The sequence below is a fragment of the Rhodoferax antarcticus ANT.BR genome, assembly GCF_001938565.1.
GTDB classification, from domain to species: Bacteria; Pseudomonadota; Gammaproteobacteria; order Burkholderiales; family Burkholderiaceae_C; genus Rhodoferax; species Rhodoferax antarcticus.
In genome coordinates, this window is record NZ_MSYM01000017.1 from 247,923 (window position 1) to 271,155 (window position 23,233).

The following is a 23,233-nucleotide window of genomic DNA, read 5'->3' on the forward strand; positions in this document are numbered from 1 at the left end:
TGCAAAACTTGTGTGCTGATTCGCTATATTCGCACCATGCCTCTTAGCGCCCGAAAACTCTCTTTAAACCAGATTCTGATCTGCAGTGCCGCCATCGTGACCGTCTCTATGGGCATTCGCCACGGTTTTGGCTTGTGGCTGCAGCCCATCACCCAAGACCAAGACTGGAGCCGCGAAACCTTTGCCTTTGCCCTGGCATTACAGAATCTGACTTGGGGGATTGCGGGCATTTTTGCCGGCATGTTGGCGGATCGCTTTGGCGCGTTTCGGGTGATTGTGACCGGCACGGTTTTTTACGCGCTGGGGTTGGTAGGCATGGCCTACGCCACTACAGCTTTTGGGTTCGCCCTCACCGCTGGGGTGCTGATCGGACTGGCGCAAGCGGGCACCACCTATGCCATTGTGTACGGCGTGATTGGCCGTAATGTGCCCGCCAGCAAGCGCTCCTGGGCTATGGGCATTGCGGCTGCGGCAGGCTCGTTTGGCCAGTTTCTGATGGTGCCCACCGAGGGTTTTCTGATTGACCGTCTGGGCTGGCAAGAGGCGCTGGTGGCACTGGCGCTGGGTGCGCTGCTGATGGCGCCGCTGGCCTGGTGGCTGCGCGAGCCTGATTTCAGAGGCGGTGCCGGGCACTTTCGCGAGCAGTCCATCATGCAGGCGCTGCGCGAGGCCCTTGGCTACCGCAGTTTTCAGTTGCTGATGGCGGGCTATTTTGTTTGCGGCTTTCAGGTGGTGTTCATCGGCGTGCACATGCCCAGCTACCTGAAAGACCACGGTCTGTCACCCCAGGTGGCGAGCTATTCACTGGCGCTGATTGGGCTGTTCAACGTGTTTGGCACTTACATTGCAGGCACTCTGGGGCAGCGCCTGCCGAAGAAAAACATTCTGGCGTTCATTTACTTCACCCGTGCGGTGGTGATCAGCGTCTTTTTGCTGGTGCCACTGTCGCCGGTGAGCGTCTACGTCTTCTCAGCGGTGATGGGCTTGCTGTGGCTGTCAACCGTCCCACTCACCAATGCGGCAGTGGCGCAAATATTCGGCGTAGCGCATTTGTCGATGCTTGGCGGGTTTGTGTTTTTCGGCCACCAGGTCGGCTCATTTCTTGGGGTCTGGCTGGGCGGTGTGCTGTATGACCGCACCGGCAGTTACGACATCGTCTGGTACATCGCCATCGCCTTGGGTGTGCTGGCGGCGCTGCTGAACTTGCCGATCAAAGAGGCTGCCATTTTCCGCAGCCCGGCACCCCAGGCTGCCTGAAAGCACTGTGTTCATGCGCATTTTCACCAAACTCATGCTGACGGCCGCCGCCCTAGGGGTGCTGGCTGCGGTGTTCAGTTTTTACGGGCATGGCGATTTTGTGATGAGCATGGCCAACCAGGTGTGGGGCTGCTTTTGAGCGGCGCACGCGAACCCTCAGCCTGGGTCAGGCGCTGGTCGCATCTGGTCAAAGCGGGCAGCAGCGTGCTGGATGTGGCCTGCGGCTCGGGGCGGCACATGGCTTGGTTTGCTGGGCTCGGCTGCCAAGTCACCGGGCTGGACAGCTCCCCGGAGGCTGTCGTTGCCGCCAGCGCTTACGGCACTTGCCTGAAAGCAGACATCGAAAACGCCGCCTGGCCGCTGTTGGACGCGGGTCAGCCCAGGAAATTTGATGTCGTCGTCGTCACCAACTACCTGTGGCGGCCGCTGTTTCCGACCTTGCTGGCCAGTCTGGCACCCGGTGGTTTGCTGCTGTATGAAACCTTTGCCATGGGCAACGAGACACTGGGAAAGCCGACGCGACCCGACTTTTTGCTGCAACCTGGCGAACTGCTGCGTGTCTGCGCCGGTCTGGAGGTGGTGGCGTATGAAGCCGGTTTTTTGTCGAATCCGGCGCGCGTTGTTCAGCGCATTGGCGCTGCAAGCCCCTTAATAGCGTTCGCCCCTCACTCGCTAGAATATCGGGCTAACCCTGGAGCCAGCGCACAAGATGACCTCTCTGACCCGCCCCATTACCGGCAGCATTGTTGCCCTGATCACCCCAATGTTGCCCAGCGGCGACGTGGATTACCCGGCATTGCGACAATTCATCGACTGGCACATCACTGAGGGCACCGATTGCATTGGTGTGGTCGGCACCACAGGCGAGTCACCCACCGTCAGCATTGAAGAAAACTGCGAAGTGATCCGCGTGTCTGTCGAGCAAGCCGCTGGCCGGGTGCCAATCATGGCCGGCTGCGGCTCCAACTGCACTGCCGAAGCCATCAAGCTGGCGGGTTTTGCCAAAAAAGTCGGTGCCGACTGCCAGCTGCAGGTGGTGCCTTACTACAACAAGCCCACGCAAGAAGGCCAGTACCAGCACTTCAAAACCATCGCCGAGGCGGTGGACCTGCCGATGGTGTTGTACAACGTGCCGGGACGCTCAGTGGCCGACATGGCAGTGGAAACCGCGCTGCGGTTGGCGCAACTTCCCGGTGTGATCGGCATCAAGGAAGCCACCGGTGATATCGCCCGTGCCCAGTGGCTGATTCGCGAAGCGCCTGAGGGCTTTGCCATCTACTCTGGCGATGACCCCACCGCCGTGGCGCTGATGCTGTGCGGCGGCCAGGGCAATATCAGCGTCACCGCCAACGTGGCCCCGCGCCTGATGCACGATCTCTGCATGGCTGCCATTGCGGGCGATGTCAAACGCGCCATGGAACTTCAGTTCAAGCTGATGCCGCTGCACAAAAATCTCTTTGTAGAAGCCAACCCGATTCCCGTGAAATGGGCTGCCAGCCGACTGGGTCTGTGCGGCCCAAGCTTGCGCCTGCCCATGACCGAACTGACCCCCGCCAACCAGTCGCTGGTAGAAGCGGCCCTACACGACGTGGGCTTGCTGTAAGCCCCACCCGCTGAACTCTTTTACTGAAGGACTTTTTGTGAACCATTCCCCCAAATTTGCGTTGCTTGGCCTGACCCTTGCGATGAGCGCCTGCACCGTGCTGCAGACTGACAAGGTGGACTACAAAAGCGCAGCGGTGAAGGCGCCGACGCTGGAAGTGCCGCCAGACCTGACCCAGCTCGCCAAAAACACCCGCTACAACACGCCGGGTGCTGCGGTCACAGCGTCAAGCTTCCAGATTGGACAAACCACCGCGCAAGTGGCACCCACGGCCACCGCGTCGCTGGGCGATGTGCGCATTGAGCGTGCGGGCAACACCCGCTGGCTGGTGGTCAGCCGCCCGGCTGACAAGCTCTGGGAGCCGGTCAAAGAATTCTGGCAAGACAACGGTTTTCTGTTGGCCATGGACCAGCAGAGCCTGGGCATCATGGAAACCGACTGGGCCGAAAACCGCGCCAAAATTCCGCAGGATTTTGTCCGCGCCACGCTGGGCAAGGTGTTTGACTCGCTGTATTCCACCGGTGAGCGCGACAAGTTTCGCACCCGCCTGGAGCGCGGTGCCGATGGCAGCACTGAGATTTTCATCAGCCACCGCGGCATGATCGAGGTCTATGACAGCAAGGAAGAAGACCGCACCGTCTGGCAGCCCCGCGCTGCTGACCCCGAGCTGGAGGCGGAGTTTTTGCGACGTCTGATGGTCAAGCTCGGTGTCTCGCAAGAGCAGTCCAAAGCGCTGGTGGCCGCCGGAGTGACCAAGGTAACGACCCAGGTTGCGACCCAGGGTGGCCAGCCGGTGATTCAGCTGGCCGACGGCTTTGACCGCGCTTGGCGGCGGGTCGGCCTGTCGCTGGACCGCACCAACTTCACCGTGGAAGACCGCGACCGCAGCAAAGGCATCTACTTTGTGCGCTATGTCGCGCCCAACGCCGACAAGGCTGAACCAGGCTTTTTAAGCAAGCTGTTCAGCCGTTCCAAGCCCGATGCTAAACCGCAAAAGTACCGGGTGTCAGTGGTCGCTGTAGACAACGCTGCCACCGTGTCGGTGCAAAACGCTGACGGCACGGCGGCAAACCCAGCCGATGCCCAGCGCATCATCAAAGTGCTGGCTGAAGACCTGAAGTAAACCGCTTTGACGATGCCACCTGCTGGATTCTGGCAGGTGGCTTTTTATGGTCAAATCAGGCTCTAGCCCTTATAAATTAATGGCTATAAGCTATTTACTTTGTAGTAATTCGGTGCTGGCCTGACCCAGGTCTTGCGTGCTGGCGGTGCCAACCAGGTCCGCAGCGCGTGGCGCACCACTGCAAGGTTGCGGCACCTGCTTGATCGGTTGCAGCATCGCGTCGTGCGCGGCGCGGTAACCCAAAAGGGCCAGCATCATCGCTGCGCTCCAGATCTGCCCAATCGGGTTTGCTATTGATTGGCTAGCAACGTCGGGCCCGTAGCCGTAGACCGGCTCAAACAGCGACGGAAACTTGCGCTCGGGGTTGAGGTTGGCGCTGGGCGCAATGGCAATCGTGCCTGTGCAAGCCGGGCCCAGGTCACTCAGGCTGTCGCCAAACAGGTTGCTGCCGACCACCACATCAAAAAAATCCGACCACTGCACAAAATGCGCGGTCAGGATGTCCATGTGAAATTTGTCGACTGTGACCTCGGGGTAACGCTTGGCCATCTCGCTCACGCGTTCGTCCCAGTACGGCATGGTGATGGCGATGCCGTTGGACTTGGTGGCGCTGGTGAGATGCTTTTTAGGGCGCGACTGCGCCAACTCAAACGCAAATTTCAGCACCCGGTCCACGCTAACGCGGGACATCACCGTCTACTGCACGACTAATTCGCGCTCGGTACCGGCGTACATGCGCCCGCCAATGCTGGAGTATTCGCCTTCGGTGTTTTCGCGCACGATCACCATATCGATCTCGCCAGGTTGACGGGCACTTCCATCAAGGCGCACCACCGGGCAGGTGATGCCCGGCATCAGCCGCGCCGGGCGCAGGTTCACATACTGGTGAAACTCACGGCGGAACTGCAGCAGCGACCCCCACAGCGACACGTGGTGTGGCGACTTCTCCGGCCAACCGATCGCGCCGAAATAGATGGCATCGTGCGCGCCTATCAACTCTTTCCAGTTGTCGGGCAGCATCTTGCCGTGTCGTTCGAAATAATCCCAGCTGGAAAAATAGAAGTGATCGAATTGCAGACCGATATTGAACTTGCTGGCCACCGCTTCAAGCACCCGCATACCCCCGAGCATGACTTCTTTGCCGATACCGTCACCGGTGATGACTGCGATCGTGTGGCTACTCATATTTTCACCTTGTTGAAGGTCGAAATCATGATTGTCTATCGACGCGGCTCTCTGAACAATCAAGTCACAATGAACTTTTCCAAATGGATACCCATGGTCCATGGGCGACCAGCACAAGGGGGCAAATGGAAGCTGGCGGTATCACACGGCGGCAAGCAGCGAGCCCAACAAACTTCTCCAACGAACACGAAGATGCATTTATGACAATGGCGACACAAATTCTCAAAACAGACGAGCAAAAGGCGATTTGCGATTCCGAGCACCCACTTCTTGTTGTCGAGGCCAATGCAGGTGCGGCAAAGACCACCACCGCAGCGATGAAAATCAATCAACTCATTGCAGAAGGCGTCGATCCAGGCAGGATCGTTGCCTTGTCGTTCAGCGCGCCAGGGGTCCAGGCCTACCGAGATGCATTCAAAAGGATTGGCATGTCGCTGGCAGCGGCCAAAGCGGTACAGGTTGGGACATTCGAGGATTTCTGTGCCTCATGGTTAATGCGGCTAGAGGGCCTTGAAGTCAAGCGGCCAACAAGGCCTGAGGAAGTGCGTGCATTTGTGCTTGCCGCCATCCCTGGCGCAAGAGTTTGGGCGTCAGACCGATTCAATTTGGAACTGTCCATTGAAGGGAGTGGCGAATTGGCCGTGGAGGGCTTGCTTTATGAGTTTGGCGAGATCAAGGGTTCCATGCAGCTGCTGCGTCAAGGCGAGTACTTTCAAATCTCGCCTGAATGTGCCGTTGAAATTGGTCGCAGTTTCACAACCTTGGCGATCTATAGGGCTTATGAAAAGCAACGCTGCGTCAGCGTTGACGCCGATAGCGAGCAGACGAAATTTCGGTATTCTGGAGATGCCACCTACGATCTAGCCCGTATCCTTGAGGCCGATGACCCTTGCTTTACCTGGGAGACAAATCCACTGCGGCTAGGTCTACAAGCTGTGTTCCTGGACGAAATGCACGACACAAACTGGGCTATGTTTACAGTGTTGAAACAGTTGCTGCAGTTCAACCAAGGAGCGAGCTTTTTGGGGGTTGGCGATCGTGACCAGGTCATTCATGCGCAACATGGCGCTGACGCCTACTTCATGGGCGAAGGGTTCGATACATACATTGGGAAACCCGAGCGACTGCCATTGACGGAGTCCTATCGATTTGGGGGCGCAATCTCACAACCGCTGGCAGGATTTTCAGCGAAAAACTATGCAGCCAATCGCGCGCACATTTCCAGGGTGGAGGTCAAGAAAACCGGGTCAGCACTTGACGTTCTGGCCTTGATCAACCATGCAATGACGGCACGCCCTGGTTTACAACCGGATTCACCAAAATCCCAACTTGCGGTTTTGCTGCGCAATCCAAGTGCCTCCGTTGAACTGGAGCACGCCCTGCGCGAGCGCTGCATACGCTACCAAACCATTGATTTCACAACATACTTGGAACGATCCGAAGTTCTGTTTGTACGCTTGTTGCTTGGATGGGCGGTGGGGCTGCAGGAACCCTTCAGGACAGGTATCGATGCCCTCGCCAAACGCGCTACTTGGGCGTTCCTCAGCGCCAACGCCTCGGTCACCGCAGAGGAACAGACCGAAAAATCGCTGAAGGTGAATGGGGCATCTCTTAAACACTTCCTCGAATATATGTTGCCCGATGCTTTGGGCATCAACGATCCAAGAGCCACAAGATATTTGTACACCTCGGTTGACGACGCCGTGCGCAGGCGAATTTGCAAGGCTATCGATTTGGCAGCCTCCGATGACATCCATTGTCTAGCAGGCGTGTTTGACTTTCTGGACATTGGTAATTTGGCGCGCCGTGTCTATGTCAAAGAACAAGAGGCTGAGGATGCAAGAGCTTCAGTGACGGGACTCCTGAAAGCCAGTGAAAAGTATGTTTCGATCAGCCAATTTATGCGCAGCCTTATGGCGCATGACTATGAAGCACGTGCAGCCAGATTTGCGGGAGATCGAATCATTCTGTCGAGTATTGAGGCCGTAAAAGGACTTGAGTTTGAACACGTCATCGTTCCTGACGTTAACGCGACAGATTTTGATGGCGACAGCAGGGATGAACGTAACCTCTTCTACGTGGCCGCATCCCGCGCAAAAACAATGCTGACGCTGACCTACCGTGCGGGCCATCCAAGCAGCTATCTTCGCCACTTTGAGTCAAACTGAGCGCGCTTGACCTGGCCGCTCTGCCAGCAAGACCGTGAAAGCCCTGGGTCTTCAACGGGCAAGCCAGGTTCACCGACAAGAATAATGCGTGAACTGCCTCACTTCACTTTGGCACGAATCTCCGGCAAGGCCTTTTGCAGGTAATAGACCATCGACCAGATCGTCATGATGGCGGCGATCCAGATCAGCCAGACACCCCAGACATGGGTATTGATGACCCCGAACAACATGCCATCAAACAGCAGGAACGGAATCGCCACCATTTGTGCGGTGGTTTTGAGCTTGCCGATCATGTGTACCGCCACGCTGCGCGAGGCGCCAATCTGCGCCATCCACTCGCGCAGTGCCGAGATGGCAATTTCGCGGCCAATGATGATCAGCCCGACAAACACATCGGCCCGGCCCAGGTGAACCAGCACCAGTACGCAGGCACACACCAAAAATTTGTCGGCCACCGGGTCGAGAAACGCGCCAAAGGCCGAGACCTGATTGAGCTTGCGCGCCAGATAGCCGTCAAGCCAGTCGGTGGCGGCAAACACCACAAACATGATGGTGGCGATTTCGTTGCGATGCGCCTGCTCCAGGGGCAAATAGAACACGCCAACAATCAGCGGGATGGCCGCAATACGCGCCCAGGTCATGAGGGTTGGAATGGTCCAGAACATAGGGTAATTGTGGCATGCAGCCATGTGCCTTTAGTCACACCGTTCTGCACATGCGCAGCTTGCCAATCCAGTGGCAAGAAGCCTGCACCGAACGCCTGGCACTGGCGGCAGCCTTGGCCTTGACCGAATCCTTCAATGCAGTGCCCGGTAAATCTGTTCGGCCAATTCGTGTGAAATGCCCTCGACTGTTGCAATGTCGTCAGCTGACGCCAGTGCCACGCCGCGCACGCCGCCAAAGCGCTGCAACAAGCGGGCGCGCCGTTTGGGGCCAATGCCCGGGATTTCTTCCAGCCGTCCGCCATCCATGCGCACCTTGGCACGCGCCGCCCGCATGCCGGTGATGGCAAAACGGTGCGCCTCGTCGCGGATCTGCGCCACCAGCATCAGCGCGGCCGAATCCTTGCCTAGGTAAACCTTCTCGCGCCCGTCGGCAAACACCAGCTCTTCCAGGCCAATGCGCCTGCCCTCGCCTTTTTCCACGCCCACAATCAGCGACAGGTCCAGCCCCAGTTGCGTAAACACCTCGCGCGCCATGCTGACCTGGCCTTTGCCGCCATCGACCAGCACCAGATCCGGCAGGCGACCCGTGCCTGGCGGGGTTTCGCCGCTGCGTTTGGCCTCCTGCAACACCTCGGCGAGTTTGCTGTAGCGGCGCAGCAGCACCTGGCGCATGGCGGCGTAGTCGTCGCCGGGGGTGATGTCGGTGATCTTGTAGCGCCGGTATTCGGCGTTTTGCATTTTGTGGTGGTGAAACACCACGCAAGACGCCTGGGTTGACTCACCGGCGGTATGCGAGATGTCAAAACACTCGATGCGCAGTTCGTCCTGGTTGTCGATGAGCAGGTCCAGCGCCTCAACCAGCGCGCGGGTGCGCGCCTGCTGCGAGCCTTCTTCGGACAGCAGCCGGGCCAGCTGCAGGTTGGCATTGGTCTGCGCCATTTCCTGCCAGACACGGCGCTGGCCGCGCGGGTGGTGCTCGGCGCTGACCTTGACGCCAGTTTGCAAAATCAGGGCCTGCAGCAACCCCTTGTCTACCGGGTTGCTCACCACCAGCGATGGCGGCACCGGCACATTCAGGTAGTGCTGGGCGATGAAGGCGTCCAGAATTTGCGACTCCACCGAGCGCCGCGGCGTGCCGTCGTCTTCCACATCCATGCCCGCGCCATCCAGCACCTGCACCGGAAAGTAGGGCCGGTCGCCCAGATGCCGCCCGCCACGCACCATGGCCAGGTTCACGCAGGCACGACCGCCCTGCACTTTCACCGCCAGAATGTCCACGTCACGGTCACTCACGTTGTCTACCGACTGCTGGTGCAACACGTTGGACAGCGCCGCTACCTGGTTGCGCAACTCGGCGGCCTGCTCGAATTCAAGTTTGTCGGCGTGCGCCATCATGCGTTTTTCCAGCTCAAGCATCACCTCTTGGGCGTCACCATTTAAAAAGCGCTCGGCATCCGCCACATCCTGCGCATAAGCAGTGGGCGAGATATGCCCCACGCACGGGCCCGAGCAGCGCTTGATCTGGTACAGCAAGCACGGCCGGGTGCGGTTGCTGAACACGCTGTCTTCACAGGTGCGCAGTTTGAACACTTTTTGCATCAGCAAAATCGCCTCTTTCACCGCCCAGGCGCTTGGGTAGGGGCCGTAGTAGCGGTTCTTTTTTTCCACCGCACCACGGTAATAAGACACCAGGGGAAACCAGTCGGCGTTCATTCTGACGCCCGGCGTTTGAGTGCTTAATTGGCCTGTAGCCCTTATGGGTAAAGCGCTGACAGCTATCTCTTTTGTATCGCTTGACAACGGTGCAGGTGCGCTGATTTTCAAATACGGGTAACTCTTGTCGTCCCGAAACAGAATGTTGTACTTGGGGCTGAGCGTCTTGATGAGGTTGTTTTCCAGCAGCAGCGCTTCTGCCTCGGAGCGCACCACGGTCGTCTCAAGCCGGACGATTTTGCTCACCATGTGGCCGATGCGCGTGCCGCCATGGTTCTTCTGGAAATAGCTCGACACGCGCTTTTTCAGGTTGATCGCCTTGCCCACATAGAGTACCTGGCCCTGCGCGTCAAAGTAGCGGTACACGCCCGGCAACGCGGGCAGGCTGGCCACGTCGCTGAGCAACTGTTCGGGGTGCGCGCTCTCAGGCGACGTGGGAATTTCAGGCAGATCAGACATAGGCCGCTATTGTGGACAATCCTGGCCATGCATCAGCCCCCTGTTCCCCCCAAATTGCGATGGGATATTTTTTGCCGTGTGATTGACAACTTTGGCGACATTGGCGTGTGCTGGCGGCTATGCGTGAACCTGGCGCAGCGCGGCCAAACCGTGCGTCTGTGGGTAGATGATCTGTCAGCCCTGGCCTGGATGGCTCCCTTTGGCGCGCCCGACGTACAGGTGCTGGCCTGGACCACGCCCTTCAGTGGCCATGACGTGACACCTGGCGATGTGCTGGTAGAAGCCTTCGGCTGCGACATTGATCCTGAATTCATAGCTTCTTACGCAGACTGCATAAGGGCTAGAGGTAGAAAATGCTTATGGATTAACCTGGAATACCTCACCGCTGAAAGGTATGCCGAACGCTGCCACGGCCTGCCCTCGCCCCTGATGAGCGGCCCTGGCAAGGGTCTGATCAAACATTTTTTCTACCCCGGCTTCACCGTTGACACCGGCGGCTTGCTGCACGAAGCTGACCTGCTGCCAAGGCAAGCCCGCTTTGAGCGCGCCGCCTGGCTGGCGCAGCAGAGGATCTGCTGGCAGGGCCAGCGCCTGATCTCGCTGTTTTGTTACGAGCCCACTGCCTTGCCCGCGTTTTTGCGCGCACTCGCAGCCGATGACCTGCCCACTTTGCTGCTGGTGACTGCCGGGCGGGCCAGCGCTGCGGTGTGCCAGATCATTCATAACGAAATCAGCCTCCAGCCCTTATCTGATAAGCGCCAGCAGCTATCTATTTCATATCTTCCTGCCTTGACGCAAACCGACTTCGACCACCTACTGTGGGCCTGCGACCTGAATTTTGTGCGTGGTGAAGACTCACTGGCGCGCGCGCTGTGGGCGGGCAAACCCTTCATCTGGCAGCTTTACCCGCAGGACGACGACGCACACCACGCCAAGCTGCAGGCGTTTCTGGATTGGCTGCAAGCACCGCCGTCGCTGCGCCACGCCCATGAGGTGTGGAATGGTTTGCCAAACCGTGCGCCACCGACCACTGAGCAACCTCTTATCAGTGATGCGCTGCTGCAAAGCTGGCAGGCCACATTCACCCAAGCTCAGCAAACGCTACAACAACAACGTGATCTGACCAGCCAGTTGCTCGATTTTGTGGCGAAAAAAAACCATTAAAATAGCGGGCTTTGCGGCGTGTGGTCGATTTTCATCGAGTGCTTCAGCCGCCCTCGCCGCCAGATGCGCGGCCTAACTTCACTCTCTGATTATGAAAATCGCTCAAGAAATTCGTGCTGGCAACGTTGTCATGCAAGGAAAAGACCCGATGGTCGTCCTGAAAACCGAATACGCCCGAGGCGGCCGAGGCGCTGCTACTGTGCGCATGAAGCTCAAAAGCCTGATAGCCAACTTCGGCACCGAAGTGGTTTTCCGGGCCGACGACAAGATGGACCAAGTCATCCTGGACAAGAAGGATTGCACCTACTCCTACTTTGCCGACCCGATGTATGTGTGCATGGACGCCGAGTTCAACCAGTACGAAGTCGAAGCCGAAAACATGGGCGACTCGCTGAACTACCTGGAAGATGGCATGGAAATCGAAGTGGTGTTCTACGACGGCAAGGCCATTTCGGTCGAGCTGCCCACCACCGTGGTGCGTGAAATCACCTGGACCGAGCCCGCTGTCAAGGGCGACACATCAGGCAAGGTCTTGAAGCCCGCCAAGCTCGCCACCGGTTTTGATATTGGTGTGCCGATTTTTGTGGCGCAAGGCGACAAGGTCGAAATCGACACCCGCACCGGTGAGTATCGCAAGCGCGTCTAATCGACGCCAAAGGTGTTCACCGCCAATCAAAGGGCCTCACACGGTGAGGCCCTTTTTTTTGCCCACTTCAATCCTCACATAAAGCGTGCCCATGGAACACAACCAAGATCTCCCCCAAGCCCTGAGCGTACCCAAGCTGGCCGACGCGCTGGCCGATTTACTCAAACAACCGGCCGATGCGCCGGGCATGAGCCCCAATGCCTACAGATTAGCCTTTGCTGACCCTGAGTTCTTGCTGCGCCGTGAAACACGCGGCATGCGACTCCAGTTGGAAATGCTCAAGCCCGACCTCAACCAGCGCGAACAAGGCGTGGACCAAACGGTGGTGGTGTTTGGCAGTGCGCGATTTCCCTCGCCCGAGACCGCCCAGACAAGCATGCAAGCCGCCCAGGCCAGCGGCAACCCGGCAGCCATCAAACTGGCCGAACGCCACTTGCGCAACGCCCGGTATTACGACCAGGCCAGGTTATTTGCCCGGCTCGTGGCCGAGTACAGCGAAGGCATGCATGCAAAGGACAAGCTGCACATTTGCACCGGCGGTGGTCCAGGCATCATGGAAGCCGCTAACCGCGGCGCGCATGAACTCGGCGCCCCCACCGTGGGGCTGAACATCGCCCTGCCGCACGAGCAAAGCGCCAACCCCTATGTCACACCGGCCTTGAGCTTCAAGTTTCACTACTTTGCCTTGCGCAAGATGCACTTCATGATGCGTGCCAAGGCGCTTGTAGCTTTCCCAGGTGGGTTTGGCACGTTGGACGAACTGTTTGAAGTGATGACCCTGGTGCAAACCCGCAAATCGCAGCCCGTGCCCATCGTGCTGTTTGGCAGCGAGTATTGGGACCGCCTGCTCAACATGGAAGTGATGGTCGAGGAAGGCGTGATCTCCCCCGAAGACATGGACTTGTTTCACTTGGTGGATACGCCCGACGCCGCCTGGGAGGTGATCCGGCGCTTTTACGCGCTGTAAGCCTTGATCACTTTGCCGTGGCCGACCCGGCGCGAACCGTGGGCGGTGGCCGCAGCCGCCAGGCAGAGCGGGTGCCCAGGGCAACAGCGCCACCAACGGTCCAAAACACCAGCGACACCCCCATCACCGCGCCCGCGGTGCCAAACAGCAGCGGCATCAGCACGCTGGAGGCATTGATGGCCATCAGCCGAAAGCCCAGCGCCTCGCCATGGCGCGCCTCAGGCGTGATCTGGTGCAAGGTGCTCATGATCATCGGCTGCACCGAACCCAGTGCCAGACCCAGCAAAACCGAACACACGCCCATGGCCAGCGCCGTCTGCATGAACGGGTATGTCGCAAACAGCAGCGCAGTGCTCACCATGGCACCGGTCACCACCACCCACTCTTTGGCGTGCGCCGCCAGCAGCGGTATCGCGACCCTGACCACGGTCGCCGCCAGCGCAAAGCCGCCCAGAATCGCACCAATGCTCGACGCGCTTAAGCCGCGCTCATGCCCCAGCACTGGCACGATAAAGGTGTGCACATCCCAGCAAGACGACAGCAGCCAGTTCACCAGCAGCAGGCGGCGCATCATCGGCTGGCGCAGCAAATCCCAGGCGCGGCCTTTTTTCTCACCACTTTTTTTCACCACCGGCGGCAGTTCGCGGGTATGGCGCACCCAAGCCCAGGTCATCAGCGGGAAAGTGGCCAGGCAAAAAAACGCCAGCCGAAAGCCGCCCAGATCAATCAGCAGCCCAGCGGTCAGCGGCCCGACAAAATTCGCCAGCGCCGGGCCAATTGACAACCAGCTGAACATCGACTTGAGCTGCACGGTGTTTTGTGCCGAGCGCCCCACATAACGTTGCAGGCTGATGGAGGCCCCGCCCATGGCGCCACCGGTCATCAGCGCGCTCAGGCACAGCACCGGAAACACCGGAAAGACACAGGCCAGTGCGGCACCGCTGCTGGCCACCATCACCGCCAGGCCCACCGGCCGCTTGAACCCGTGACGATCCGCAAAACGCCCGGCGGGCAAGGCCAGAAACACCTGCGTCAAAGCAAAAAGGGACAGCAGAAAACCCACCGCCAGCGGGCTGTAGCCCTCGCGCAGCGCCATCAAGGGTGCGGCCATGCGCATGCCGGCCATGCAGGCGTGCAGGCTGATGTGCCCGGCAATCAGCCGAAACAGTCCCCATTGGCTCAAGCCCGGTGGAAACGCTGCGTTGGCTGCAGCGGGCGTGGGTGGCAGCGCCGAAGCGTGCGGCGTTTCGGGCTTGTGCGGGGGCAGGTCAGGCGGATTCACGCCAGGGGCGAACCTTCTGCAGCGTCAAAGTCTTTGTCCAGCGCGATCAGACTCTGGGCCTGGGTGTCGGGCAAGGCTTCTACGGTTTTGAGAGCGCGTCCCATAGCACGGCTGCGGGTTTGGGCACTGTCAAGCGTCTTGAGCACGGTTTCGGTCTGCGCTTTGACCTTGGCCAGCACGTCGCCAAACTTGCCAAACTCGGTTTTGACGGCGCCCAGCACCTGCCAGACCTCACTGGAGCGCTTTTCCAGTGCCAGCGTTCTGAAACCCATCTGCAGCGAGCTGAGCATGGCCAGCAAGGTGGTCGGCCCGGCCAGCGTCACGCGGCAGTCGCGCTGCAGCGATTCCATCAGGCCCGGGCGCCGCAGCACCTCGGCATACAGCCCCTCGGTGGGCAGAAACAGAATGGCGAAGTCAGTGGTGTACGGCGGCTCCACATACTTTTCAGAGATGGATCTGGCCTCCAGCCGGATGCGCTGTTCCAGCGCCCGCCCGGCCACCTCGGCCGCCACCACGTCGGCCCGGCTCTGCGCGTCAAGCAGGCGTTCGTAGTCTTCGTTCGGAAACTTGGCGTCAATCGGCAGCCACAGCGGCTCGCCGGAATCGGATTTGCCGGGCAGCTTGATGGCAAAGTCCACGACGTTTTTGCTGCCTGGGCGGGTCACCACTTGCGCGGCGTACTGGTCGGGCACAAACACCTGCTCCAACAGGCCAGCGAGTTGTGCCTCGCCAAAGATGCCGCGTGTTTTGACGTTGGTCAGCAGGTGTTTCAGGTCACCCACGCCTTGCGCCAGGGTTTGCATCTCGCCCAGGCCCTTGTGCACTTGCTCCAGCCGGTCAGCCACTTGCTTGAAGCTCTCGCCCAAGCGGGTTTGCAAGGTGTTTTGCAGCTTTTCGTCGACCGTGGCGCGCATTTCATCGAGCTTGGCGGCGTTGCTGGTTTGCAGCTGGGCCAGCTGCGCGTCCAGCGTTTCACGAATCTCGCTCATGCGCCGCACATTGGATTCGCTCAGACTGTTGAGCTGGTGGGAGAGCGTGTCTGACAGCGTTTTTTGCAGCATCGCGAGCTGCTGGCCAAAGGCGTCGATCTGCGTGTTTTGCGTGCGCGTGGCCTCGGCGGCCTGCTGCACCAAGGCTTGCTGGAAGGCGGCCAGGTTGTTCGCCAGCTCCTTGCGCGCCTCGCGCCCGGAGTCGCTGATGTCTCGGCGCAAGTCTGTGGCGAGCGCCTCAGTGCGGGTGTTGATGTGCATCAGCAGTGCCTGCTGCCGCGTTTGTTGGGCCTGTTGCTCGGCCAAGCGCGCCTGTGCTTGGGCTTGCACCTGTGCCTCCTGCGCCGCCGTATCTGCCTTGCGAGTCAGCAAAAATACCAACAACACCGCATTCACCAAACCCAGCACCAGCGCGCCCCACATCACAAAATCACTCACGTTAGAAGATCTCCTTGGGCGCTATTGTGGGCGAAAAACCGGCACCAGCTGGCACCGGTCGGCACAACGTTTATATGAAAAATACCGCTCTAGCCCTTATAAATAAAGCGCTAATAGCTATACTTTATGCAGTGAAAGAATTGGCCTGCCGCTGCCTGGCAGCAGCACCTCTCTCAAGCCGCCAGCACTTGCGGGTTCAGTGGCGTTAGCGGCATGCCGTGCACCAGGTAGCCGATCAGGTTGTCAGCCGCCAGGTTGGCCATGGCGCGCCGGGTGGGCAGGGACGCACTGGCAATATGCGGGGTCAGCACCACGTTGGTTAACGCCAGCAGCTCCGGGTGAACCACGGGCTCGCCTTCAAACACGTCCAACCCGGCCGCTGCTATCACGCCTTGGCGCAAAGCGCTGGCCAGCGCCACGTCATCCACAATGCCGCCACGCGCGATGTTGACCAAGGTGGCGCTGGGTTTCATCTGCGCTAGCTCCGCCGCGCCAATGCTGTGGTGCGACGCAGCGCTGTAAGGCAGCACCAGCACCAGGTGGTCACAGGTTTTAAGCAACTCTGGCTTGCTGACATAGCGCGCGCCACAGGCCGCCTCAGACGCCGCGTCCAGCTGCGAGCGGTTGTGGTAAACCACTTTCATGCCAAAACCATGTGCGCCGCGTTTGGCAATGCCTTGCCCGATGCGGCCCATGCCCAAAATGCCCAGCGTGCTGCCGTGCACATCAGGCCCGGCAAACATGTCGTAGCGCCAGCGGCTCCACGAGCCAGAGCGCAAAAAGTGTTCGGACTCGGTGATGCGCCGCGCCGTTGCCAGCAGCAGCGCAAAGCCAAAATCTGCGGTGGTCTCGGTCAGCACATCAGGGGTGTTGGTGGCCAGCACGCCGGCCGCGGTCATGGCGTCCAGATCAAAATTATTGAAGCCCACCACCATGTTGGCGCAGATTTTCAGGTCTGGGCAAGCGGTCAGCATGTCGGCGTCGATGCGCTCGCTGCCAGTGGTGAAGACACCCACTTTGCCCTGCAAACGCGCCATCAGATCAGCGCGCGACCAGATGACATCGTCTTGGTTGTTGGCGACCTCAAAGTGCTGTGCCAGTATTCCCAGCACCTCCGGGAAAATGGCGCGCGCAACCAGTACGGCAGGTTTGGCCATGCGGTTAGAGCCCTGTCAAACGCATTTCAACGATGTAATACGCGGCACCGGCAAAATAGCCCAGCAAAGCCAACCCGCTGATCTTTTTCATGTACCAGAAGAAGTCGATCTTCTCCAGGCCCATGGCCGCCACACCAGCCGCTGAGCCGATGATCAGGATTGAGCCACCGGTCCCGGCGCAATAGGCCATGAATTTCCACAGGAAACTGTCCGCTGGAAACTGCGCTAGGTCATACATGCCCATCGAAGCTGCCACCAACGGCACGTTGTCGACCACCGCACTGACCAGACCGATGATCAAAATGATGACATCGAGCCTGCCCACGGTGGTGTTCAGCCACTCTGCGATGGAGGCCAGGATATGCGTGTGTTCCAGCGAAGCCACGGCCAACAGAATGCCAATGAAAAACACGATGGAACCCATGTCGATCTTGGACAGGGCATGCACAAGGGTGAAGTGTTCTTTGTCCTCGTCGGTCTTGTTGTGGTGCAGCAAATCACCCACCAGCCACAAAATGCCCAAACCAAACAAAATGCCCATGAACGGCGGCAAATGCGTGACCGTCTTGAACACCGGTACGGCGACCAGAATGCCCAGACCCAGAAAAAACATGATGTTGCGCTCAGCGTCGGTCGAAGCCAGATCCGTCGACTCGGTCTGCCTTGCAGGTGACGCCACGGGCTTGCCCTTGAGAATGAAGGCGGTCACCGCCAGCGGCACCAGCAGATTGATCATGGAGGGTATGAATAGCTCTTTCATGATGTTGAGCGCGGTAATCTGCCCGCCAATCCACAACATGGTGGTGGTGACGTCGCCAATCGGCGTCCAGGCGCCGCCGGCGTTGGCGGCAATCACAATAATGCCAGCGAAGAAAAGTCGATCTTCTCGCTTGGCGAGCAGCTTTTTCATCAGCGACACCATCACGATGGTGGTGGTCAGGTTGTCCAACATGGCACTGAGGAAAAATGCGACAAAGCCGACCATCAACATCAGCGTGGAGAGTTTGGTGGTTTTGATGCGCGAAGTGATCACCTCAAAACCATTGTGTGCATCCACCACCTCCACAATGGTCATGGCCCCCATCAGGAAAAACACGATTTGTGCGGTGCCCATGAGCGACTCGGACAAGTTCTCACTCACCAGATGAGAATCGCCACTGGCCAGGGCGTAAATCGTCCACAGCAAGCCCGCCCCAATCAGAGCCGAGGCGGATTTGTTGACTTTGAGGGGGTGTTCGAGCGCAATAGCGGCGTACGCCAGTACGAAAACAATGACCAGTGCAGTCAGCATGAAGATTACCTCGGGTAAAAAAGCAAGTCGTGAATTATGGCCTGCGACTGACACCAAATGGCCCACGTCGCAAGTCCAACAATGCAGACCTTGCGCAAGCGCTCCACGAACCCCAGACTTGCGAAGCGCGTGTGAATTCAGCACGTTCGCACCATCTCAACACAGATGGAAAAGCGCAAATGCAAAATCGCTGGCAATACTGGTCGCAGCACATAGCGGCCGCAAAATTTGAAGCCCTCAGCGCTGGTGCTTATGCCAAAAAGCACGGTCTGAGTGCCTCTACCCTGTACCGGTGGCAGCAAAGGCTCAGCTCGGCAAATTGCAATTCAGCTAACGGGCTGTTAAACGCTGGCCCACCAGTCGGCATCCGGGCTGCAGCATCGATCAGGTCTACCTGTGCCGACAACCCATTGACTTCAGAAAAGCCATCAATGGCTTAAGCGTGCTGGTTGCACAAGAGCTGGGCTTATCCCCCTTTGCCAGTGCCCTGTACGTCTTCACCAACCGCAGGCACACCCAGCTCAAAGCCCTGTACTGGCACCGCAACGGATTTTGCTTGTGGCAAAAGCGCTTGGAGGCCGATAAATTCGCCTGGCCTGTGGATCAAAAAGCGGCCACCGCCAGCTGCAGTTTGCAAGAATTTGGCTGGCTTTTGGAGGGCTTTGACTTGTCGAAAAACATACCTCATAAAACGCTCAATTTTGAGCGTTTTTCATAGGAGAAAGAGCTGAGAAAAGAGCTGAGAAAAAGCTTAAATACAGCCTGTCTTTTAGCCGTTTGGATGCCACCTTTTCTCCTTTAAAAATCGTCTTTCCAAAGCCGTCTGAAGTGGGCGTTTTACCGGCCACCCAAGACACCCTTGAAGCACTGCTTGCAGACACCCAGGCGGTCTGCGAAAAGGCCTGTCAAGAGGCTTACCAGGTAGCCGTTCAGAGCATCCGGCAGCAAGCCCATGAATACATCATTCGCATGCTTGAGCAGGCCACCTTGGTTAGGCACTGCCTGTTTGGTGCCAGCTCCGAACAACTCTCAGCCCAGAGCCGCTTGTTCGATGAGGCCAAGGTACTGGTGCAACTCAACCCTGAGAGCCAAGACCAGGCCATCATCGCGCCAGCGCCACAGGCAAGCGCTGAAGATGGTGCCCCCACCAAGCCAGCCCAACCCGTGGCCCGCGGCAAACGCCGCCCACTGCCCGCAGAGTTGCCACGTGTGGACGTGATTCATGATGTCCCGCAAGCTGATCGCACTTGTGACTGCGGCACCCCCATGGTGCAGACAAGGCCAAGACATCAGCGAGCAGATTGATATCGTGCCGATGCAAGTGCGTGTGATCCGCAACATCCGCAAGCGCTACGGCTGCCCGGCCAGCGTGCATGCCCCGATCACGGCAGCACTGCCACCTCAGCCACTGCCCAAGAGCAACGCCAGTTCAGACTTTCTGGCCATGTTGTTGGCCGCCCGTGTTCGTTGATGGTTTGCCACTGGCGCGTTTCGAACATGTTTGGAGTCGCCATGATGTGGTGGTGCCCCGGCAAACCTTGGCGCGCTGGGTGATCGACCGCTCAAGCCTGCTGCAGCCCAAGGGTAAACGTGGCCTGGCCGATGATGCGGCGGCAATGATCGGCAAGTTGTATGGCGTTGAGCGTGAGTTCAAAGATGCCAGTGATGAGGATCGCTATGGCGCGCGTCAGAGTCGCAGTGTGGGGGTTCTGGCTGAGTTGCAGGCGTGGTTACAGAAAAACCAGTCATTGGTGACCCCCAAGAGCACCTTGGGTACCGCGATGGCGAACATGGGCAATTTGTGGAGTCGGCTGACGCGCTATACCGAGCGCGGGGATTTGCCGATCGACAACAACCGCTGTGAAAACGCGATCCGCCCGTTTGTGATGGGTCGCAAGGCCTGGTTGTTCAGTGATACGTCGGCCAGCGCGCATGCCAGTGCGGTGATCTACGCATTGGTGCGGACCGCGAAAGCCAATGGGCTGGAGCCCTATGCCTGGCTGCGCCGGGTGCTGCGCGACTTGCCAGCCGCCAATACGGTTGAAGTAGTGGAGGCGCTGCTGCCTTGGAATATGCGTCTAGCAGATTTGGCGGCCAAAACGATTCCTGAGCTACTGGGGTTGCTGAAGCGCTTACAACCTTGCGCCAGCATTCAAGCAATAAAAAAGCCACCTATAGGTGGCTTTTTTTGCGGAACGACCGGCTTACTTGGAAGCAGCGGCAGCTGCGGCAGCAGCAGCGGCAGCAGCGTCGGTTGTAGCAGCAGCGTCAACGGCAACAGCATCAGAAGCAACTGTCTCAGCAGGTGCTGCGACTGGCTCAGCAGGTGCAGCCATAGGAACGGGTTCAGGTGCAGGTGCAACTGCTTCTTCTTTTTTGCCACAAGCCGACAAGGCCGCAGCAGCAGCGATCACAGCAATCAGAGCGAGAGATTTGTTCATTTGTTAGTACCTAGATTTTAAAAATTCAATTTTCCGGAAACTGTTGATGCGGTTTCCCGCTTCGACCAAGCACACCACGCTAACGCGAAATTTGCTCAGCCCTTGATTATAGGCAGATCTTTGATGGTTAGCCCCATTGACGTCAAGCACCTACTGTGTTTGGGGCCTAAACCGTGGTAGGTCAACCGGTCATAGCCCAGACAGCGATCAGTTCTTTGGCCTGGTGCTGCGTGTTTTGACAGAGCTGGCGCTGGTTGTCCAAGCGGCGCATCAGCACTGCGAAGCGCCCTGGCGGCGTCAAGGCGAGAAAACACGGTTCATCGCTTTTTATATCGACACATCCTGTAATGAGACAATTCTCGGCATGAAGATAACCAAACAATGCGTGGCTGCTTTAAGCTGGACGCTCAGTGACACGCTGGGCGAAGAACTGGACGTGCTCGAGGAGCCGGTCGAATTTTTGATTGGCGGAGACGACCTGTTTGATGTCATAGAAGACGCCCTGCAAGGCTGCAGTGCCGGCAGCACGATCAACCTGCAGATCGAGCCCGAGCAGGGTTTTGGTGAATACAACGGGCAGTTGGTGTTTCTGGAGCCGCGTGCGGTGTTTCCGGCCGAGCTGGAAGAAGGCATGAAGTTTGATGGCACTGCCCTGCCCGCTGGCTGCAGCCCAGACACCCCGCAGGATGCGCTCTACACCGTGACCGAAATTTACCCTGAGCATGTGGTGCTGGACGGCAACCACCCGCTGGCGGGCATCGCCTTGCGGCTGAGCCTGACGGTGCGCGCGGTGCGTGAAGCCACCGAGGAAGAAATCGGCTGCGGCACGGCGGGCACCGGTTTTTTCAGGATCACGCCAATTGTGAATCTGGCACCCCCCAGCGACGCGCTGCACTGAACCTGCAGGTTGGTCGCGGAGCGCGGCTCAAGCCTTGCCGGTAGACCCGTAACCGCCCTCACCGCGTTCGCTCAAGGGGAACGCTTTCACCAGATGAAAGCGCGCCTGCATCACCGGCACCACCACCAGTTGGGCGATGCGTTCCATCGGCGCGATGGTGAAAGCCGTGTCGCTGCGGTTCCAGGCGCTGACCATCAACTGGCCCTGGTAATCACTGTCAATCAGCCCAACCAGATTGCCCAGGACGATGCCATGTTTGTGGCCCAGCCCTGAGCGCGGCAAGATGATGGCCGCATAACCCGGGTCTTTGAGATAGATCGCAATGCCAGTGGGCACCAACTGCCAGGCATTGGCTTGCAGCGTCAAAGGCTCGGCCAAACAGGCACGCAAATCCAGCCCGGCGCTGCCCGGCGTGGCATAGGCGGGCAACTGATCCGCCATACGCAGGTCGATGATTTTGATGTCAATATCAAGCATTATTAGTCTCTAGCCCTTATTCTGTCTGCGATGTCAGCTATTAATTTACGAGCTAACGCCAACTTGCTGTCACGCGACAACTCCACCGTACCGCGCTCGTCTACCAAGATCAAAGCGTTGTCGTCCTGGCCAAAGGTCGCTGGGCCGATGTTGCCCACCAGCAACGGCACACCTTTGCGCAGGCGCTTGGCCTGGGCGTTGGCCAGCAGGTCGTGGCTCTCGGCGGCAAAGCCGACACAAAACAGCGCACCGCTTTGAGCGCGCGGCGACTGCGCCAGCGTGGCCAGGATGTCGGTGTTTTCCACAAAACTCAATGTGGGCGTGGCGTTTGAGCCGTCTTTCTTTAATTTTTGTTCTGAAGCGTGCGCTGGCCGCCAGTCGGCAACCGCGGCAGTAGCTATAAAAATACTAGCTACTGGCGCTTTATCCATAACGGCTTCAAGCATATTTGATGCTGAACGCACGTCCACACGCTGCACGCCCCTGGGTGTTGGCAAGCTCACTGGCCCCGCCACCAGCGTGACCTGCGCACCGGCCTCGCGCGCCGCGCGGGCGATGGCGAAACCCATCTTGCCGCTGGACAAATTGGTGATGCCACGCACCGGGTCGATGGCCTCATAAGTCGGCCCGGCGGTCACCAGCACATGCTGGCCTTTCAACACCTGGGGCTGAAAGAGCGCAATCAGCTCGTCCACCAACTCTGGCGGCTCCAGCATGCGGCCGTCGCCAGTCTCGCCACAAGCCTGATCGCCTGCGCCAACACCCAATACATGGGCGCCATCGGCGGCTACCTGAGTCAGGTTGCGCTGGGTGGCGGGGTGCGCCCACATTTCCCGGTTCATGGCGGGCGCGAGCAGCAACGGCAATATGTCCAAAGGCCGGGCCAGACACATCAGGCTCAGCAGATCATCCGCTTGGCCGTGCGCCAGTTTGGCAATGAAATCAGCGCTGCAAGGGGCAATCAGGCAAGCATCGGCTTCGCGGCTCAAATTGATGTGCGCCATGTTGTTGGCCTCACGCGCATCCCATTGCGAAGTCGCCACCGGCCGCTGGCTGAGCGCCTGCATGGTCACTGGGGTGATGAATTGCTCGGCAGCGGCGGTCATCACCACCTGCACCGTGGCACCGGCCTTGATCAGCAGTCGGCATAGCTCGGCAGACTTGTAGCAGGCAATGCCGCCGGTGAGGCCCAAAACAATGTGTTTTCCAGCAAGGTCTTTCATGCGCCGCAATGTAACAGAGGCGTATCCAGGCGCCACGTCAAAAGCAAGCGCTGTAAGAACAGGCTTCTATAATCTTTTTTTACCAGC

The 23,233-nt window shown here is 58.8% G+C and carries 20 protein-coding genes and 3 pseudogenes; 14 read left to right on the forward strand and 9 right to left on the reverse strand.

The window, feature by feature from the left end:
* Window positions 1-36: 36 nt before the first annotated feature.
* The 5 genes and pseudogenes from BLL52_RS16070 (at window position 37) to bamC (ending at window position 3,983) form a co-directional block, all read left to right on the forward strand.
* Entirely contained in the window at window positions 37-1,257 is a 1,221-nt protein-coding gene (locus BLL52_RS16070; protein WP_075587712.1) for an MFS transporter, read from the forward strand.
* Window positions 1,258-1,270: 13 nt separating this feature from the next.
* Window positions 1,271-1,396, forward strand: coding sequence for a hypothetical protein (locus BLL52_RS21780; RefSeq protein WP_264567884.1), 126 nt, complete (start codon window positions 1,271-1,273; stop codon window positions 1,394-1,396).
* Window positions 1,393-1,905, forward strand: a pseudogene (locus tag BLL52_RS16075) (class I SAM-dependent methyltransferase); the annotation flags it as partial. The gene BLL52_RS21780 and the pseudogene BLL52_RS16075, both read left to right, overlap by 4 nt.
* 61 nt (window positions 1,906-1,966) lie before the next feature.
* On the forward strand, window positions 1,967-2,860 hold the full coding sequence (dapA, locus tag BLL52_RS16080; protein WP_075587656.1) for a 4-hydroxy-tetrahydrodipicolinate synthase: 894 nt from the start codon (window positions 1,967-1,969) through the stop codon (window positions 2,858-2,860).
* A gap of 37 nt (window positions 2,861-2,897) precedes the next feature.
* Entirely contained in the window at window positions 2,898-3,983 is a 1,086-nt protein-coding gene (bamC, locus tag BLL52_RS16085) for an outer membrane protein assembly factor BamC (RefSeq protein WP_075587657.1), read from the forward strand.
* A gap of 90 nt (window positions 3,984-4,073) precedes the next feature.
* On the opposite strand, the pseudogene BLL52_RS16090 reads toward bamC, so the two are convergent.
* A pseudogene (locus BLL52_RS16090) lies at window positions 4,074-5,168 on the reverse strand (tartrate dehydrogenase).
* A gap of 125 nt (window positions 5,169-5,293) precedes the next feature.
* Between BLL52_RS16090 and BLL52_RS16095 the strand changes: the two are divergent.
* Entirely contained in the window at window positions 5,294-7,336 is a 2,043-nt protein-coding gene (locus BLL52_RS16095; protein WP_206744495.1) for a 3'-5' exonuclease, read from the forward strand.
* A gap of 98 nt (window positions 7,337-7,434) precedes the next feature.
* Here the strand turns inward: BLL52_RS16095 and pgsA are convergent, their stop codons facing one another.
* On the reverse strand, window positions 7,435-8,001 hold the full coding sequence (pgsA, locus tag BLL52_RS16100) for a CDP-diacylglycerol--glycerol-3-phosphate 3-phosphatidyltransferase (RefSeq protein WP_075587659.1): 567 nt from the start codon (window positions 7,999-8,001) through the stop codon (window positions 7,435-7,437).
* A 132-nt stretch (window positions 8,002-8,133) separates the two neighbouring features.
* The gene (uvrC, locus tag BLL52_RS16105; protein WP_075587660.1) at window positions 8,134-10,173 is read right to left on the reverse strand and encodes an excinuclease ABC subunit UvrC; all 2,040 of its coding nucleotides are present in this window, start codon (window positions 10,171-10,173) and stop codon (window positions 8,134-8,136) included.
* A 27-nt stretch (window positions 10,174-10,200) separates the two neighbouring features.
* On the opposite strand from uvrC, the gene earP reads away from it, so the two are divergent.
* From earP to BLL52_RS16120, 3 genes are all read left to right on the forward strand, one after another.
* Window positions 10,201-11,337 (forward strand): elongation factor P maturation arginine rhamnosyltransferase EarP, encoded by a 1,137-nt coding sequence (gene earP, locus BLL52_RS16110; RefSeq protein ID WP_075587661.1) that lies wholly within the window; start codon window positions 10,201-10,203, stop codon window positions 11,335-11,337.
* A gap of 91 nt (window positions 11,338-11,428) precedes the next feature.
* Window positions 11,429-11,983, forward strand: coding sequence for an elongation factor P (gene efp, locus BLL52_RS16115; RefSeq protein WP_075587662.1), 555 nt, complete (start codon window positions 11,429-11,431; stop codon window positions 11,981-11,983).
* A 91-nt stretch (window positions 11,984-12,074) separates the two neighbouring features.
* Complete coding sequence (locus BLL52_RS16120) at window positions 12,075-12,950, forward strand: LOG family protein (protein WP_075587663.1); 876 nt, start codon at window positions 12,075-12,077, stop codon at window positions 12,948-12,950.
* 7 nt (window positions 12,951-12,957) lie between these two features.
* Here the strand turns inward: BLL52_RS16120 and BLL52_RS16125 are convergent, their stop codons facing one another.
* From BLL52_RS16125 to nhaD, 4 genes are all read right to left on the reverse strand, one after another.
* Complete coding sequence (locus BLL52_RS16125) at window positions 12,958-14,067, reverse strand: MFS transporter (protein ID WP_241839226.1); 1,110 nt, start codon at window positions 14,065-14,067, stop codon at window positions 12,958-12,960.
* 161 nt (window positions 14,068-14,228) lie between these two features.
* The gene (locus tag BLL52_RS16130) at window positions 14,229-15,644 is read right to left on the reverse strand and encodes a DNA recombination protein RmuC (protein ID WP_075587714.1); all 1,416 of its coding nucleotides are present in this window, start codon (window positions 15,642-15,644) and stop codon (window positions 14,229-14,231) included.
* A 188-nt stretch (window positions 15,645-15,832) separates the two neighbouring features.
* Window positions 15,833-16,816, reverse strand: a complete 984-nt coding sequence (locus BLL52_RS16135; protein WP_075587664.1) for a 2-hydroxyacid dehydrogenase — start codon at window positions 16,814-16,816, stop codon at window positions 15,833-15,835.
* 4 nt (window positions 16,817-16,820) lie between these two features.
* Window positions 16,821-18,107: a sodium:proton antiporter NhaD gene (gene nhaD / locus BLL52_RS16140; RefSeq protein WP_075587665.1), complete on the reverse strand. Its 1,287-nt coding sequence runs from the start codon at window positions 18,105-18,107 to the stop codon at window positions 16,821-16,823.
* Window positions 18,108-18,286: 179 nt separating this feature from the next.
* On the opposite strand from nhaD, the gene tnpA reads away from it, so the two are divergent.
* The 5 genes and pseudogenes from tnpA (at window position 18,287) to BLL52_RS16175 (ending at window position 21,446) form a co-directional block, all read left to right on the forward strand.
* Window positions 18,287-18,547 carry an IS66 family insertion sequence element accessory protein TnpA gene (gene tnpA, locus BLL52_RS22040; protein ID WP_406681642.1) on the forward strand — a complete coding sequence of 87 codons (261 nt, stop codon included), beginning with the start codon at window positions 18,287-18,289 and terminating at the stop codon, window positions 18,545-18,547.
* A complete protein-coding gene (gene tnpB, locus BLL52_RS16145) occupies window positions 18,502-18,825 on the forward strand; it encodes an IS66 family insertion sequence element accessory protein TnpB (RefSeq protein WP_274534905.1) in 324 nt (107 codons plus the stop codon). Before tnpA ends, tnpB begins: the two co-directional genes overlap by 46 nt.
* Window positions 18,826-18,935: 110 nt before the next feature.
* A complete protein-coding gene (locus BLL52_RS22160) occupies window positions 18,936-19,412 on the forward strand; it encodes a transposase domain-containing protein (RefSeq protein ID WP_476748462.1) in 477 nt (158 codons plus the stop codon).
* 19 nt (window positions 19,413-19,431) lie between these two features.
* Window positions 19,432-20,179: pseudogene (locus BLL52_RS22165) on the forward strand (IS66 family transposase); the annotation flags it as partial.
* A 733-nt stretch (window positions 20,180-20,912) separates the two neighbouring features.
* Window positions 20,913-21,446, forward strand: coding sequence for an FKBP-type peptidyl-prolyl cis-trans isomerase (locus tag BLL52_RS16175; RefSeq protein ID WP_075587669.1), 534 nt, complete (start codon window positions 20,913-20,915; stop codon window positions 21,444-21,446).
* Window positions 21,447-21,473: 27 nt separating this feature from the next.
* Here the strand turns inward: BLL52_RS16175 and dut are convergent, their stop codons facing one another.
* Together dut and coaBC are read right to left on the reverse strand one after the other, a co-directional pair.
* Window positions 21,474-21,923, reverse strand: a complete 450-nt coding sequence (dut, locus tag BLL52_RS16180; protein ID WP_075587670.1) for a dUTP diphosphatase — start codon at window positions 21,921-21,923, stop codon at window positions 21,474-21,476.
* 2 nt (window positions 21,924-21,925) lie between these two features.
* Window positions 21,926-23,146 (reverse strand): bifunctional phosphopantothenoylcysteine decarboxylase/phosphopantothenate--cysteine ligase CoaBC, encoded by a 1,221-nt coding sequence (gene coaBC, locus BLL52_RS16185; protein ID WP_075587671.1) that lies wholly within the window; start codon window positions 23,144-23,146, stop codon window positions 21,926-21,928.
* Window positions 23,147-23,233: the final 87 nt, after the last annotated feature.

Coding starts and splice junctions, on each gene's coding strand:
- BLL52_RS16070 (WP_075587712.1), top strand. CDS start 37: ATGCCTCTTAGCGCCCGAAAACTCTCTTTAAACCAGATTCTGATCTGC.
- BLL52_RS21780 (WP_264567884.1), top strand. CDS start 1,271: ATGCGCATTTTCACCAAACTCATGCTGACGGCCGCCGCCCTAGGGGTG.
- dapA (WP_075587656.1), top strand. CDS start 1,967: ATGACCTCTCTGACCCGCCCCATTACCGGCAGCATTGTTGCCCTGATC.
- BLL52_RS16095 (WP_206744495.1), top strand. CDS start 5,294: ATGGAAGCTGGCGGTATCACACGGCGGCAAGCAGCGAGCCCAACAAAC.
- pgsA (WP_075587659.1), bottom strand. CDS start 8,001: ATGTTCTGGACCATTCCAACCCTCATGACCTGGGCGCGTATTGCGGCC.
- uvrC (WP_075587660.1), bottom strand. CDS start 10,173: ATGTCTGATCTGCCTGAAATTCCCACGTCGCCTGAGAGCGCGCACCCC.
- earP (WP_075587661.1), top strand. CDS start 10,201: ATGCATCAGCCCCCTGTTCCCCCCAAATTGCGATGGGATATTTTTTGC.
- efp (WP_075587662.1), top strand. CDS start 11,429: ATGAAAATCGCTCAAGAAATTCGTGCTGGCAACGTTGTCATGCAAGGA.
- BLL52_RS16120 (WP_075587663.1), top strand. CDS start 12,075: ATGGAACACAACCAAGATCTCCCCCAAGCCCTGAGCGTACCCAAGCTG.
- BLL52_RS16125 (WP_241839226.1), bottom strand. CDS start 14,067: ATGCGCATGGCCGCACCCTTGATGGCGCTGCGCGAGGGCTACAGCCCG.
- BLL52_RS16130 (WP_075587714.1), bottom strand. CDS start 15,644: ATGTGGGGCGCGCTGGTGCTGGGTTTGGTGAATGCGGTGTTGTTGGTA.
- BLL52_RS16135 (WP_075587664.1), bottom strand. CDS start 16,816: ATGGCCAAACCTGCCGTACTGGTTGCGCGCGCCATTTTCCCGGAGGTG.
- nhaD (WP_075587665.1), bottom strand. CDS start 18,107: ATGCTGACTGCACTGGTCATTGTTTTCGTACTGGCGTACGCCGCTATT.
- tnpA (WP_406681642.1), top strand. CDS start 18,287: ATGCAAAATCGCTGGCAATACTGGTCGCAGCACATAGCGGCCGCAAAA.
- BLL52_RS16175 (WP_075587669.1), top strand. CDS start 20,913: ATGAAGATAACCAAACAATGCGTGGCTGCTTTAAGCTGGACGCTCAGT.
- dut (WP_075587670.1), bottom strand. CDS start 21,923: ATGCTTGATATTGACATCAAAATCATCGACCTGCGTATGGCGGATCAG.
- coaBC (WP_075587671.1), bottom strand. CDS start 23,146: ATGAAAGACCTTGCTGGAAAACACATTGTTTTGGGCCTCACCGGCGGC.